The following is a 15420-nucleotide window of genomic DNA, read 5'->3' as shown; positions in this document are numbered from 1 at the left end:
TTGATATGTTTTTCTAATACAATAGTAAAAAACAAAATGCAAACGGTTGCAATATGTTGCGAAATCTATTTCTCTAATGGGTCCCACCCATCTTTCCCACCTAAAATATTGGTAAGCGTGTACTCCTTAACTTCCTTTTCCGTCAACTGATGGCTCCATGGCGCACGCTTTTCGGGGGCAGCACCGGGTCCGGTACTTTTGTATTCGGCGTAATAAGCTGTTTTGTCTTTATCAGGGAACATGGCATCGCCTTTCCACAAATTCCAGCCTTCCGGAATGATTTGCGCGCCCAGCTCGCAACGGATATAAACCGTTTTTGCATACGAACGCCATGGCCTGCCCAAAAAGGCTTTATGCACCGAAGTATCGGCTATGATTTTGCAATCAAACAGTACATAGCCAAATTTTTGCCTTTGGGTGGTTGATGCCGCGGTGGTGAACGACGCCATCAGGTTACGGATGGTGCAGCTTTGAAAAACACAGGTCGCCTCGCCAAAAATAAAGTCGGTGGTACCTTCAATATAGCAGTCTTTATAAAACTGCCTGCTGTTTTCGTTCGATGTATACAACGTGTCCTGGTTACCCAATATCCGGCAATTTTCAAACATGCACCGGTCGCCTTCAACATATAAAGCCAGTGCCTGCCCAACCCTGCCTGCGGTATTTTCTATAGTGAGATTTTTGGCGATAAAGTCGTCGCCCTGTACCAATACCGTAAAGGAAGTAAAAGTATTGAACTTCAGGTTCCCAAACAGGTCCTTTCCGGTAGGTATTACTTTGCCCGAATAGTCGTTGTTGGTGATAACGGTATTGTCCTTATCCTCGCCCAACAGGGTGATTTGCGTTTTCCATGCCGGGACGACCAACTTTTCGTGATAAACGCCTTTTTTAATGTGAATGGTTACCCGCTGCCCAAAATCGCGCACCGAGTTTACAGCTTCTTGTATGGTTTTGTAGTTGCCGCTGCCATCAAGCGCAACGGTTATATCTTTGGGGTATTTTGCATCCTGTGCTTTTACGCCTGCTGTGGTCAGTATCAACAGACCGATGAATATTATTTTTTTCATTTTGCTTGCGGATTAACGGTCGGCGCGTTTGCGCCTTTAACAATATGGTCGGCCAGTGGGTTATGTTGGGCTTTCAGTTCGTTCAGTACAATTTCAGCCATTTTACGCGCGCCAAATTCGTTAAAGTGCGTCCCGTCATGCCTGCCTAAGGGATAGTTGGGGTGCTCTGCCGAATCTAATTCCATAAATAACAGTTTCGCCTTGTCGGGACCTAATTGCTGATAATAGTCGCGGCTCATCTTATCCAGATCGATCACCGGCACATTCAATTGCGCGCCAACCTCAAATACGGCTTTGCTATATTCAACATGCGTTTCTTTGGCTTTGCCGTCCTTATCAAAACCGCGGCGGCTTACCGGCGTTATCAATATCGGGTAGGCATTTTTAGCGCGTGTTTCGGTGATGAATTTGGTTAGGTTGGCCTTATAGTCGGGCAACGGCGTATACCTGTCGGCAAATTGCGGTTCTTTCGCCTCATCATTATGGCCAAATTGGATTATTACATAATCCCCTGCATTCAGGCTATCGGCAATAGGTTTCCATCGGTTCTCTGCTAAAAATGTGCGGGTGCTACGACCACCTTTGGCGCGGTTATCAATGGTTACGCCCTCATCAAAATAATTGGCAAAAGGCATACCCCAGCCGTTTATCGGGAACTGTTTTGCGGTATACAAACACATGGTCGAATCACCAATCAAATAAACCTTTATTTTACCCGGCGGCGAAAGTGTAAATGACATAAGCACCAATACACTGCAGGCTATCGCGATAAAATTTCTCCGGTGTTTCATAGCTGAGCTTTTATTTAATTCCTAAATGCGATATCACTATCCTGTTCGCAAGGTCTAACTTTAATGCTTTAATATCCGCCAATACCATCTCGGCTACCTTTCGTGCGCCCAACTCACTAAAGTGCGTATCGTCGCTTTTTCCATCAGGATAGTTCGGGTTTTCGCCCGGGGTGAGGTAATTAAAAAGCATTTTCGAGTCTTCAACACCAAATTTTTGTATAAGCGCCTGGGCCTCGAGGTCAAGGTCAATCATGGGTACATTCATATCGGCAGCAACCTTGCGCACCAATGCAGCATATACATCATGCGTTCCCTGCACTTTCCCATCCTTATCAAACTTACGGCGGGCAACGGGGGTTATCAAAATCGGATTGGCACCTTTGGCACGGGTTTCATTAACAAACCTTACCAAATTGGCGGTATAGCCGGCCTCGGGTATGTAGGTGGCTTTGGTTGGCACCTCATCGTTATGTCCAAATTGTATCAAAACGTAGTCGCCGGGTTTTAGGTTGTCAGCAATCGAAGCCCATAAGCCCTCGGCGATGAACGATTTGGTACTCCGCCCGTTTTTGGCGATGTTCTTTACCGTTACCGTCGAATCAAAAAACGCCTTAAACGGCATCCCCCAACCGGTTTCGGGATAAGCTTTCACCGCTTTATCAGCCATGGTCGAGTCCCCGGCAAGCCACACAGTAATATGACTTGGCGCATTCATAAACGACAATACTGCCGGTGCAAAAACACAAAGTGCAAAAACACCCCACTTGTAAAATCGGTTCTTCATAAACAGAGCAATTTAGCAATACAAAGGTTGCTCCGGGGATAATCTTTGTATTGCTGAGTAAACATCAATGACAATTTATTTTACCTCTGTCAATGCGCTTTTGTCGGCACCAAAACCAAACGCTGCTTTTTGTCGTGCATCGGGTATATTGGTATGCAATAATTGTATGGTTCCCATACGGTCGCCGTTTACGCTTAAAAACAGGTCGGTAGGGTCAACGCTTTTAATGCCATCCAAAACAATACCGGTGCTGTTTTCTACATTGATGAGGTGTGTACGGTCGGTTATTTGCAGGGTAACGTTCTTTAATTCGATGTCTTTGGCTTCTATCAGGTCAACACCTTTATCGGCCTTTATCGTGATGTTATCCAGGTGTATGCCTTTAATGCTCATCTCCGGTAAGCCCCTTACAAAAATAGCTTCCTTGGCACCGTTACAAACCACGTTGCTCACATAAAAATTACGGAACTGTGGTGTACCATCGTTAACAGCCGGTATCTCTGCTTTTTGCAAGGTTGGCGCTGCTTTGGTCATGTAGTACATATCAAAGTAAATCGCTTCGTTTACTATATTGCGCATACTGATGTTTTTGATGTAGATATCCTCGCATACTCCGCCACGACCCCTTACAGTTTTAAACCTTAGGCCTATATCAGTACCAATAAAAGTACAGTCGGTCACAAATATGTTCTTTGCGCCACCGCTCATTTCGCTGCCTATTACAAAGCCGCCGTGTGCCCGGTAAACAACATTGTTGCGCACCACCATATTTTCGGTTGGCTTGCCGCGTTTTCTTCCTTCTTCATCCCTGCCCGATTTAACACAAATGCCATCGTCGCCCGCGTCAAAAGTACTGCCTTCAATCAACACGTTCCTGCACGATTCCACATCTATTCCATCACCATTCTGCGCGTTCCATGGGTTTTTTACGTGTACTTCCCGCAAGGTCATATCTTCGCACAACAACGTGTGCAGGCACCATGCAGGGGAGTTTTGGAAGGTAATACCTGTAAGCAATACTTTTTTGCAATTGGTAAGCACCAGCATATTGGGGCGGTAAAAATCTTTGTATTGCGCGTAATCGGCCATGGTTTTGCCTGGCTGTACAATGGTAACATCTTTTATTTTACTGGCCTTTTCAAAGCTGTCCGATGGGTACCAGCTTTTGCCATCAGCGCCTACAACGCCTCCGGATGCAACCAATTGTTTCCAGTCTGATTCTATCAACCTGTCTTTGCCTATGGCGCGCCAAACATCGCCGTTGCCGTCAAATATGCCTTCGCCTGTGATGGCAATATTCTGCAAATCAGTACCCGATACCGGCGATTCGTTCCTCGGCGAAGGGTGCCCTTCGTAATTCCCTTCAACCAGCGCGTATTGACTCTTATCCGAAGTAAACAACACCATACCAGCGCGGTCAATGTGCAGGTTTACATTGCTTTTCAGTACAATAGGGCCACTCAGCCACAAGCCTTGCGGTATCAACACTACACCGCCGCCTTTAGTGCTGCAATCGGTAATAGCCGCATTAATACTTTTGGTGTTTAATGTAATGCCGTCAGGCGTCGCGCCATATTTCACAATGTTGAACGTGTCCTTTTTAAAGGTAGGTACGGCGGCCTTGGGTAGGTTGCTCCAGCTGTATTTGGTTTGCGCGGTTGCTTGTTTCAAGCTCAAAACCGATACTATGGCCAGTATGAGTGCTTTATTGGATTTCATGCTACAATGATAGATATTATTTGACTTAATGATTCATAAAACGTGTGGAAACGTTTGTCACCAACAAAGGCTGCCCAATTAGGGCAGCCTTTGAATTAGTACGAATAGGTTTCTTTTAATAACCAGGGTTTTGCGTCAAATTCGGATTGGCTTGTAACGATGCCAAAGGAATAGGCAGCAATTCGCTGTGGTTAGGCGTAAAATACTGCGCAACACTCGATATAATAGTTGATGTTAACGTACTTACCCATGTTACCTTGGTATAACCTGTTGGGGTAGTAGCGGGTGTTACAGCATACAAAGAGTTACCATAAACCAAGGTTTGCTGTGCATTTTGATAAAACATTGATTGTGGCAAAGTTGCATAAGGTGCTTGTTTGTTCATCATCAATGTCAAATTAGCGCGGGTAGTTGTTATAGCCGAATTGATCAGGTTCCAACGGATCAAATCAAACTTGCGGATACCTTCGCCACCAAACTCAAACTCCCTTTCGTTTTGTATAGCAGTAAAAAAGGCTGCGTAGGTAGTAGGTGTTGTACCGATTAGCGCGGCGTTGCCACCAAAGCCACGTGTACGTACCTGGTTAAAGTAGTTGATGTCCGTAGCATTTGGCCCCTGGTTAATTTCATTATCGGCCTCAGCGTACATCAGCAATATATCCGAATAGCGTATAACAGGCCAATCGATACCAAAATACTGCAATAACGAAGTAGGCGAAACAGCAGGGGTAATCCAGTCCCTTCTGAATTTGCCCGAACAAATTGCATTGATCTTTTGCAAAACCTTGGTTCCGTCAAGGTTGGTAAAATAAGTGGCGATGGTAACATCCTTACGGGTATCGTTTGGATCGAAAGCGTAAAAGTAAGTTGCGTTAGGAATAAGGCTGGCATTACCAAGCGAGTTCACTTTTGGCCCGTCATAATAACCTAATTTACTATCGGCAACACCTGTGCCGCCACCCATACCTACTTCAAAAATAATCTCATAAGCCGGGTCCGCAGTATGCGCGTCCACATAATTTTTAAATAAATTGAGGTAGCTGGCATTTAAACCGTGCACCCCGCTGTTGATGATATCGTTGCATTCGCTTAATGCAATTTGATAAAAAGTCAGGTAATCCGATCTGCGCGACATCACTTGTGTATCGTTGCGCAGCGAATAACCGCCGGCAAACAATGCAATACGGGCACGCAAACCTTTTACCGCGCCTAAAGTGATACGCTCATTACGTGCCACCCCGGCAGCGTTGCCCCATGGTACCAAACTTTCCGCTTTTAATAAATCACCCAAAATTTGCGCGTAAATAACATCGCGGTTAGTGCGGGTTAAGGCCAGTGTTGGTTGATCGGCCGATGGCACAAACGGCGCAGGCACATCTCCCCAGTTGCGTATCAATTCAAAATAGAACTGAGCACGCAAAGTCAAAGCCTCGCCATATAACCTTTTTAACGACGCCTGATCTGCCGCGTTGCCGCTGGTATATTGCGTCATCAAAGGAATGTACTTGATACAAATATTCGCGCGTTCAACACCGCCGTATAATTGTTCCCAGGGTTTTTCCAACTGTGCATTTGATGAATTGGCGCCATAACGTGCAATATCACGCCGGTCACCGTCGGGTGCGCTGGCGTTTGGTGGGCCTACAAAATCATCGGCGTCAACGGTGTAATACATGCTTAAACGTATGCCGTAACCTTGGTCGCCGGCCAGTTCGCTATAAACACCCATTACGGCATCGGTAGCATTCGAAACATTACTAAAGGCCGCCTGTTGCGAAAATGAGGCATTCGGTAGTTCGGTCAGGTATTTGGTGCACGAGCTGATGATCATAGATACCGTACCCAGCATCATGATCACAATAAAACTATAAATTGATTTTCTTTTCATTTTTATTAAGATTTATCAAATTTTACAAAGAAAGTTGTACGCCCATAATGTATGTACGGCTGCGTGGATAGGCTGAATAATCAACCCCGGGTGTTACCGGTGTTGCCCTGCGTGTGTTCACCTCCGGATCATAACCCGAGTAAGGTGTAATAATACCCAGGTTATTACCTGTTACATATATCCTAAGGCTTTTTATACTGGCAGCTTGCAAAAGTTTTGGAGCAAACCTGTAACCTAAAGTGATGTTGTTGATGCGGATAAATGCTGCGCTTTCAACAGCAGATGATGTTGGGTAAAAAGCTGCGCTTCCGGTAACGGGTATTGGTACGGTTGCACCGGCATTTAATGCATTTAAAACATCCGGTGATGCACCTACAGCTACAGCAGAACCGCCAGAAGGAGTAACAATTTTTTCAACTACGTTGCCGTTTCCGTCAATGGTCCTCCAGCGGTTTGCTTCCTGACCAAGTAAGTTGGTTTCGGCAGTATAACCGTTGGTAAACTCAACTTTGTTGGCATTTAAAACCTGTGCTCTTGCCTGGAAATTCACAAATATGCTGGCATCAAAGTTTTTATAGGTAAACTGTTGGTTTAAACCACCTGTGATTTGTGGCAGCGTATTACCTATGATGGTTTGATCTGCTGTTGAGAGTACAGGGTTGCCGTTTGCATTAAGGGTAGGATTAGGATTGGTAACTTTATATTTTATCATACCCGGCATTGGTGTACCGATAATTTTCGACGGATCAACTTCGCCTGCGTCGGCCTTTAAAGTGTACTGGTTATTGGCGGGATTGTAGTTGAAATCGTTAGTGGTATAGTAACCATCGCTTTGATAACCATAAATACTACCGATTGGTTGACCAACCTGGACAATAAAGTCGGCCGGCTGTCCTGAGACACCCCATCCTGAGCTTTGTAAGTATGATGTTTCACCCGGTGCAAGTGCTACAACTTTGTTCACGTTGAACGAAATGTTGAAGTTTGCCGACCACATGAAATCTTTCTTTTGTAAAATAGTACCACTCAACTGGGCCTCTAAACCTTTGTTTTGGGTTTCGCCAACGTTTTGCAGTTGCGTGGCATAGCCCGAACTTGTTGGGATAGGCACCTGGATCAACAGGTTTTTAGTGTGGTTGTTATACGCGTCAAACGATGCCTGTAAGCGACCTTTAAACAAACCGATGTCCAAACCTATATTTTCCGAATAGGTGGTTTCCCATTTAAGGTCCGGATTGGCAAGATATGGCGTGTTAAAGCCGGTTGTAGGTGTTGAACTGCCGTTAAGGTAATAAACACTGGTAGCGTTAAACACGGTTTGTGTTTGATAATCAGGTATGCGGTTATTACCTGATGTACCGTAGCTAACCCTCAGTTTCAAATCCGAAATGGTGGGCAGGCTCTTCATGAATTTCTCATCCGAAATCCTCCAGGCCAATGATCCTGATGGGAAGTAACCATACTGCTGTCCGGTATTAAACTTCGACGATGCATCAGTACGTAAAGAGAATGATGCAAGGTATTTACTATCATATGAGTAATTGGCCCTGCCAAACACCGAGAATAAATGGCTGATGGAATTGGTTATTGCGGGATAGCCGGGCAGCGGTACACCAATCTGTAATTGGTTTAAAGCATTGCTCGGGCTGATACCGATTGGAAAGCCTTTATATTGATTGTTGGTACCGCTCAAGGTGATATTGTAAAGCTCAGTACCTGCTAAAAGGGTAACATTATTATGTATTGGATGAAATGCCGCATTAGTAAAAGTTAACACGTTCGAAAAATCCACGGTGTTGGTAGCGCTAAGGTTTACACCAGCCATAGGTTGGCCTCCGCCATTGATTTGCGCGTTGGGTGTAAGGTAATCATCAAAACTATTCAAGGTAACGTTATTGAAATCGTACCCTAAAGTTGATTTGAACGACAGGAACTTAGTAAATGAATAGTTTACATAACCGTTGATATTTAAATCAGTGGTATGCGTGTTACGATATTGGGCATTGGCCAAAACAATTGGATCTATTAAACCCAGGTTATTTCCTGCAGCGCTTGTTATATTAAAATAGTTCGAGTTAAAAGTTCCCGGAGGTAAACCGCCGCTGGTAAAGGGTTCATATTTTACCGTGCTGCGAAGGTTGTTATAAGTCGACCCGGTCAAGTTCGAAGTTGGCGCATCTGCACTCGAAACCCCGGCACCATTTGCTTGCTGGTCATTGTACCTTGCATTAAATCCAAGCCTGAACTTCTCGCTGGCCGTGTGGTCGAATCTGAAATTGATCAGGTTACGATCAAGCCCGGTATTCAACACGATACCACTTTGGTGGTTGTTTGTAAAACTTGCATTAAAGGTGGTGGTCTTATCACCACCGGCAACGCTTACATTATGGGTTTGTTGGAAAGCGGTATTGTCAAAAACCAATTTCTGCCAGTCAACTGCTGCGGTATCCTGATAACTTGCCAGGGCGCCGAAATTATTACCATAAAGGCTGGCAAAGGAGGTACTGTCCGTTGCATTACCTCGGCTTCTTTCGTATTGGTAAACCACAAAATCATAGGGGCTTAAAACAGGTAGTTCTTTGGCTAAATGGCTAACACCCACAAAACCGTTGTACGATACCGTAGTTTTCATTTCGTGGCCACCTTTGGTGGTGATGATAACTACACCGTTTGAACCGCGCGCACCATAAATGGAGGTCGAGGCAGCATCCTTTAAAACATCAATGGTTTCAATATCTTGTGGCGAAAGTGTATTAAGACCGTTTTCAACCTGCACACCATCAATAATGTACAACGGCGAGTTGTCCTGTGTAACGGAACCGCCGCCGCGCACTCTGATGCTCACTTGTGCATCTGGCGAACCTTCTGATCCGGTTACCTGTACGCCGGCCAAACGGCCTGCCAGTGCTTCGGCCGCCGAGTTGATCGGGATATCCTTTAATTGTTTGGCATTTACCGACGATACCGAACCGGTCAAATCGCGCCGGTTAACAGTGGCATAACCAATAGCCACAACTTCGTTCAACTGTACCGCATCCGACACCATTTTAATAGTGAATACAGTTTTGCTGCCCACAGGAATTTCTTGTTGTTTATAACCAACAAAGCGTACCAACAACACCGCGTTGGCGCTGTTGCCGGTAATGTTTAGCTTAAATTTACCGTTCACATCGGTTTGTGCACCAATGGTGGTCCCTTTTAAACTTACACTCGCGCCCGGCAAGGGGTCGCCTTGCTCGTCAACAACGGTGCCTGTTATTACAACATCGGCAACGATAGTGCCTTTGGCAGAAATAATAACGAGGTTGTCATCTGATAGGTGATACTCCAGCGAAGTGTTATTCAATAAAGCGTTCATCGCATCTTTTAAAGAAGCGTCGTTGATGGCCACGGTTGTAGCCGGAACGGCGTTCAACACATCGTCATTATAAACAAACCGGTAGTCGGTTTTACGTTCTATCTCCTTCAGTGCTTTCTTTAACGAAGCATTTTTGAGGGTGACATTAATTCTGTTTTGACTGTAACCCTTGGAAAAAGCTTGCAGCGAGCAAGCCAACACCAGGAGGAGGATACACTTTGAAATCATAAGAATTTTTAAAAAGCATTTTAACCGCCCATTGTTGGTGCGGTAAGCATTTTTTTTCATAATTTAGTATTAAGGTTAGTATAACTATTGGTTTATTAGAGAGATTGGTAGTTAATTACTCGCTGTTTAACGGGGAATGCGCCAACATTTCCCGTTTCTTGCTTTATGGAGGTTAGGTTGAAAATCTCGTCATAGGCTTTCTTTTAGGTTTTTATGGTTAATATATATACACATTATTGTCTTTGATATTATAATGGAATGGATAAGTTGATTGCAACGATGAAAGCGTTTGGTCGAGCGATTCATTTTTGAAAACACCTGAAAACGTCAGCTTCTTAACATTATTGTTTTTAAATTCTATTCGCACTGAAAACCACCGTTGCATTTTGCTTGCTATTTCTTCAAAGTTCTCCCCGTCAAACGCCAACTTGTTTTCCATCCATAATGCTTCAGCAGGTAGAGTATCGTGCACACTTTGGTGTATAGTGCTTAGTGTAATCAATGGTATGTCATTGTTTATCAGCAATAATTCCGATTTCTTTTTAAGTTGCTTGTTTTCGGGTACGGTGTTTTTTACTACCAGTTTTTCAGATGGCAGTAGCGTGATCTCCTTGTCCGGGTTTTTCAGCAATTTGATTTGTATTTTTCCCCTAACCAGTGCCGCTTCCGAGGTTTTGTCATTGGGATAAGAACGCACATTAAATGCCGTACCCAAAACCTTTACCTGAAAGCTATTGGTGGTAACTATAAACGGATGGCCCGCATCTTTAACTACATCAAAAAAAGCCTCGCCCGTAAGGCTAACTTTTCTAAACTGTGTGCCAAATTGGTTTTCGTACTTCAATTTACTTCCGCTGTTTAACCAAACCCGGCTTCCATCGGGCAGCAATATTTTGCTGATACTTCCTTTGGGTGCTGTAATTTCGGTTATGCGGTTGTCAACAACCGCGCCTGGGTTTTTTGAGCGCCAAAATATGCCCAAGCCCAATAACAGGCAGGCAGCCAAGCCCGATGACCATAATATATATTTTCGCCAAGGCCTCTTTTCTGCAATTTTGTCTTCAGTATCTTCCTCGTTTTCGGCTTCATCTATCATTCTTAAACGAGCCTCAAAGCGCAACCACTTGTCGTTAAGGGCCTTGCTGAATTGAACGGGCGGCGTTGCCGGGTTCGTTTTCCATAAATCTTCCAGCACATGTATAGGGTATATGTCGCCAAGGCCCTGCTTCATCAGCAGTTCAAATTCGCGCAGTTCCTCAACCGATGCTTCGCCGGTTAGTTTTTTGCCTATAAGTATCCAGATGTAATTTGAGTCCATTTAGGTTGGGTTCACTTGTAAGGACAGCGCAAACAGAAAACACCCTAGTGCAAATTGAAATTAATTGGATAAATATTTGTTATCGGCCACCTGCAGGTACGATTTTGTCGATGCAGCTATACCCTGGGCTATTTTTTTGAGGGCGTTGCCAATATGGTATTCTACCGTTTTTACCGAGATATTCAAAACCTCAGCCGCTTCGCGATACTTCAGACCATCTTCTTTCACCAGTTTAAAAACTATTTTGCATTGAACAGGCATTTTTTGGACGGTTTGATTGATAACACGGGCCAGGTCGGCAGTAATGATGATATCTTCTATTCCCGGGGTAATGTCTTTAAACTCCACCTTGGCATCGTCAATATTGGTGGTAAGTATTTGGTTCGTTTTTGAGTTATGGTTAAGCGAGCAGTTTTTAACGGCCACATAAAGGTAAACCGTCAGGTTGTCAATACGGATGAGGTTGCTCCGCTTCGTCCATATCTTCATAAACACGTCGTCTACTATTTCTTCAGCCGTTTCGGTGCATTTTGTGATGGCTTTGGCCAATTGAAACAAGCGGTCGTAATAGGCGAAGTAGATCTTCTTGAACGATAAGTGATCATCTTTCAATGCAATCTTCAAAAGCAGGTCCTTTACTTCGTCTCCCATCATTGCGATATAAGTTTACCTATTATAAGCACTTTGGGTGCTCATATCATATAAAAACTGTTCAGAATAATTATTGGTCGGCAGCGGTTTAAACTACCCGTTAATATTTAGGTATTATAATTTGTATTACAAGATTAGCTGTTTTTAACCCATAAGTAAAACTTTCTGTCGAAATTATTTATGCAATCGTTCCCATAACCGCATAAAATTATTGTTAAAAAATTGATGTTATATTTGTAGCGCACTAACCGGGGCCGCCATGTACCAGCCGATAACCATTAAAGATATTGCAAAAGCCCTTGGGCTTTCAACCTCTACCGTGTCGCGCGCCCTCACCGACCGTTATGAGATAAGTGTCGAAACCAAGAAGCTTGTATTAGAGTACGCCGAAAAAATAGGCTATCAACCCAATCCCATCGCCCAAAGCCTCAAAGAACGCCGTAGCCACTCCATTGGTGTGGTGGTGTGCGAGGTGGCCAACAATTATTTCTCGCAAGCCATAAACGGCATCGAGTCAATTGCTTATAGCCGGGGCTATCACGTTATCATTACCCAAACCCACGAATCATTCGATCGCGAAGTGGTCAACGTACAGCACATGGCCTCACGTGGCGTGGATGGTTTGCTTATCTCGCTCTCATCCGAAACCAACGACCTTAACCACCTCACAACCCTGCACGAGAAAGGTCTGCCTATGGTGTTTTTCGATCGGGTGGCCAATGATATAGAAACTCATAAAGTAATAGCCGACAACTACCGCGGGGCTTTTGATGCTACCGAACACCTCATCAAAACGGGTTCCCGCCGCATCGCCCATCTTACCAATTCGCCAAACCTGTCCATCACCGCCGAGCGCCTGGATGGCTTTAAAGCCGCCCTGGCAAAATACGATGTGCCCTTTAACCCGGATTACCTGAAACATTGCGACCATGGCGGCATGATACAGGATGAAGTGGAAATCGCCGTAAACCAGTTGCTGGCCCTGTCCGACAGGCCCGACGCTATCTTTATCGCATCCGATCGCCTCAGTACAGGCTGCTTATATACCCTCAAAAAGCATGGCATAAAGGTGCCTGCCGATATTGCCATTGCCGGGTTTACCAACAGCGATGTGGCCGAACTTTTCAACCCGGCCCTTACCACTGTACGCCAGCCGGCATTTAAGATTGGCCAGATAGCCACCGAAATGCTCATCCAGCTTATCGAAAGTAAATACCCCGTTACCGAGTTCGAAACCCGCAAGCTTGATACCGAACTCATTATCCGCGAATCGTCCGAACACCATGTTACCATAACCTGAGCTGCCCTGTAACGGGCTCCTGCCACCAATTGCTTAACACAAAATACACACCTTAAAAACAATTGGTTAATATTGGGCGTTGTGTTAAAACGGCCTTACTTGCCCGTTGCCCATAAATGAAACAACTGATATTAGCCATACTTTGTGCCATAACCTTTGGAGCCAACGCCCAGGTGTTGGATAGTGTAAAAAAAGACCTGCTCACCGCCCCCGACACCGTAAAACACCTGCACACCAAACGCGGTGCCTTTATTGTGCCCATCGCTTTGGTAACCTATGGCGGCCTGTCATTCGCTGTTAAACCCTTGCGTACGTTCGACTATTTCATCAACAACGAAATAACCAACGCCGACCCCGATTTTAGCACCAAGGCCGAAAGCTATTTCCAGTTTGCCCCGGTCATTATAGTTTATGGCCTCAACCTGGTCGGTATCTCTGGTAAAAACACCTTTATCGATCGTACAGCCCTGCTTGGCCTATCTGGTGGTATTTTGGCCCTTACGGCTACCGTATCCAAACAAACTACCCACCGCTTGCGCCCTAACGGTGCCGACTATCTTTCCTTCTTCTCCGGCCACACATCAACGGCATTTGCCGGTGCCGAATTTTTGGACCAGGAGTTTTCCGCCAAGTCCAACTGGTATGGCATTGCCGGTTATGCCATTGCCGCCACAACAGGCGTGTTCCGTTTGTATAACCACGATCATTGGTTTATCGATGTGGTTGCCGGTGCCGGTTTCGGTATCCTATCAACCAAGGCAGCCTATTATGTGTACCCCTACATCCGCAATGCCCTTACCCACACCAAAGCTGATGGTAAAAAAACGGTACTGTTGCCCACCTACCAAAACGGAACTCCCGGTTTGGCCTTCGCCATGGACCTCTAAATTGCTTGAGCGAAAAGCCGTACAAAGGCCTATACTCTCTCACAACAGCACCACCTAACTCGTATGGTCGCAAACAATCATCCAAACACCGTCAATCTTTTTAAACCACAGCGTAAAATAGCCGCCCACATCGCCCTTGCCGGCATCGCGGCTCAGGTGCCAGGCGCCTAATACAAAGGCATTGGTTTTGTCCAGCACATCCACTTTTATGAGGGTAAATGCAAGCTTGCCCATGGTAGCCTTATCGGGATACGATTTTTTATAATGATCTAACGTGGTTTGCCAGCCGTAAGCGGGCGCCGTTTTACCTACAAACACCAGCGAGTCCGACTTCCAGTACCCCGCCATAAAGCCATCAATATCGCCGCGGTTCCAGGCATCCTGCTGGGTGGTCAGTACCTTGATAACGGCCTGCCTGTCTTGCCCCCAAGCCATCCCGGCACAGAGCAATAAAACCAACACCATGTATTTTTTCATGATTTAAATTTATGCAATTTGTTGCGATAAAAGCTCATAGCTTTGCAAATCAACAATCGATGATGAAAAACCAAGTGCTGTGTTTTGGCGAAGTATTATGGGACACCTTTGGTACCGAAAAGGTGCCCGGCGGTGCGCCCATGAATGTGGCATTGCATTTAGTGAAACAAGGTATCGATGCCACACTGGTAAGCCGCGTAGGCGACGATGAAGAAGGCAAAAAGCTATTAACCTTCTTAAAATCTAACTAACTCAATACCGATTTGGTGCAAGTTGATGATAACCTACCCACCTGCAGCGTAACCGTAACCCTCGATGAGCATCAGCAGGCCACCTACACCATCCCCAAGCCCATATCGTGGGACAATATCCAACCTACCGATGCCCTGCTCACCAGAATAAAACACACACAGGTAATTGTTTTCGGCAGCCTGGCCAGCCGCAGCAAAGCCAGCCGCGATACCTTGCTCAACCTGTTCGAAAATAAAATGCTGAAGGTTTTTGACGTGAACCTGCGCGCCCCGCACTACGAGCAGGAAACCATCGAAACCCTGGCCGTCATGGCCGACGTGGTAAAAATGAACGAAGAAGAAGCCATTTTATTGACTGGTAACCATGAGGGTACTTTAAAAGACAGGATAACCGAGTTTCGAAAGAAATTCCACTGCCAAAGCATCTGCGTAACCCGCGGCCAAAACGGGGCGATTGTTTACTACGATAATAAATTCTACGAACACGCCGGTTTTACCGTCGATGTGGTCGACACCGTTGGCGCCGGAGATGCATTTTTGGCCACCTTTATCGCAGGCATGTTCAGCAAACAACCCATGGACAAGGTATTAGAAAAAGCCTGCGCCATTGGCGCCTTTGTAGCCGGCCAAAGAGGCGCAAACCCCGTTTACAACGAGGCCAAAATTGCGCAAATTATCGGTGCTTAAAAAAAACCTGCCAC

At 45.4% G+C, this 15420-nt stretch carries 11 protein-coding genes and 1 pseudogene; 3 read left to right on the top strand and 9 right to left on the bottom strand.

The features are described 5' to 3' along the window. Positions 1-65: 65 nt before the first annotated feature. The 8 genes from QZX97_RS18325 to QZX97_RS18290 all read right to left on the bottom strand — a co-directional run bounded on the left by QZX97_RS18325 (position 66) and on the right by QZX97_RS18290 (position 11807). Positions 66-1067, bottom strand: coding sequence for a pectinesterase family protein (locus QZX97_RS18325; RefSeq protein ID WP_295654396.1), 1002 nt, complete (start codon positions 1065-1067; stop codon positions 66-68). Continuing rightward, positions 1064-1858, bottom strand: coding sequence for a rhamnogalacturonan acetylesterase (locus QZX97_RS18320; RefSeq protein WP_295654394.1), 795 nt, complete (start codon positions 1856-1858; stop codon positions 1064-1066). Before QZX97_RS18320 ends, QZX97_RS18325 begins: the two co-directional genes overlap by 4 nt. 10 nt (positions 1859-1868) lie before the next feature. Next, positions 1869-2642 (bottom strand): rhamnogalacturonan acetylesterase, encoded by a 774-nt coding sequence (locus tag QZX97_RS18315; protein WP_295654393.1) that lies wholly within the window; start codon positions 2640-2642, stop codon positions 1869-1871. 75 nt (positions 2643-2717) lie between these two features. Then, positions 2718-4361, bottom strand: a complete 1644-nt coding sequence (locus QZX97_RS18310) for a glycoside hydrolase family 28 protein (RefSeq protein ID WP_295654391.1) — start codon at positions 4359-4361, stop codon at positions 2718-2720. A 115-nt stretch (positions 4362-4476) separates the two neighbouring features. After that, complete coding sequence (locus QZX97_RS18305) at positions 4477-6249, bottom strand: RagB/SusD family nutrient uptake outer membrane protein (protein WP_295654389.1); 1773 nt, start codon at positions 6247-6249, stop codon at positions 4477-4479. 22 nt (positions 6250-6271) lie between these two features. Beyond that, positions 6272-9835, bottom strand: a complete 3564-nt coding sequence (locus tag QZX97_RS18300; protein WP_295664897.1) for a TonB-dependent receptor — start codon at positions 9833-9835, stop codon at positions 6272-6274. Between the two features lie 217 nt (positions 9836-10052). Then, positions 10053-11153 carry a FecR family protein gene (locus QZX97_RS18295; protein WP_295654386.1) on the bottom strand — a complete coding sequence of 367 codons (1101 nt, stop codon included), beginning with the start codon at positions 11151-11153 and terminating at the stop codon, positions 10053-10055. Positions 11154-11213: 60 nt separating this feature from the next. Continuing rightward, on the bottom strand, positions 11214-11807 hold the full coding sequence (locus tag QZX97_RS18290) for an RNA polymerase sigma-70 factor (RefSeq protein ID WP_295654384.1): 594 nt from the start codon (positions 11805-11807) through the stop codon (positions 11214-11216). A 256-nt stretch (positions 11808-12063) separates the two neighbouring features. On the opposite strand from QZX97_RS18290, the gene QZX97_RS18285 reads away from it, so the two are divergent. Together QZX97_RS18285 and QZX97_RS18280 are read left to right on the top strand one after the other, a co-directional pair. Continuing rightward, positions 12064-13104 carry a LacI family DNA-binding transcriptional regulator gene (locus QZX97_RS18285; protein ID WP_295654383.1) on the top strand — a complete coding sequence of 347 codons (1041 nt, stop codon included), beginning with the start codon at positions 12064-12066 and terminating at the stop codon, positions 13102-13104. 116 nt (positions 13105-13220) lie between these two features. Then, on the top strand, positions 13221-13991 hold the full coding sequence (locus tag QZX97_RS18280) for a phosphatase PAP2 family protein (protein ID WP_295654381.1): 771 nt from the start codon (positions 13221-13223) through the stop codon (positions 13989-13991). Positions 13992-14045: 54 nt separating this feature from the next. Here QZX97_RS18280 and QZX97_RS18275 read toward each other — a convergent pair whose 3' ends face one another. After that, positions 14046-14468 (bottom strand): nuclear transport factor 2 family protein, encoded by a 423-nt coding sequence (locus QZX97_RS18275; protein ID WP_295654379.1) that lies wholly within the window; start codon positions 14466-14468, stop codon positions 14046-14048. A gap of 11 nt (positions 14469-14479) precedes the next feature. Here QZX97_RS18275 and QZX97_RS18270 point away from each other — a divergent pair. Further along, positions 14480-15406: pseudogene (locus QZX97_RS18270) on the top strand (carbohydrate kinase). The last annotated feature ends 14 nt before the right edge of the window (positions 15407-15420 follow it).

The sequence above is a fragment of the uncultured Mucilaginibacter sp. genome (assembly GCF_903893715.1).
Classification (GTDB): Bacteria; Bacteroidota; Bacteroidia; order Sphingobacteriales; family Sphingobacteriaceae; genus Mucilaginibacter.
The sequence above is the reverse complement of the archived record's forward strand: the minus strand, read 5'-3'. Positions and strand labels throughout refer to the sequence as shown.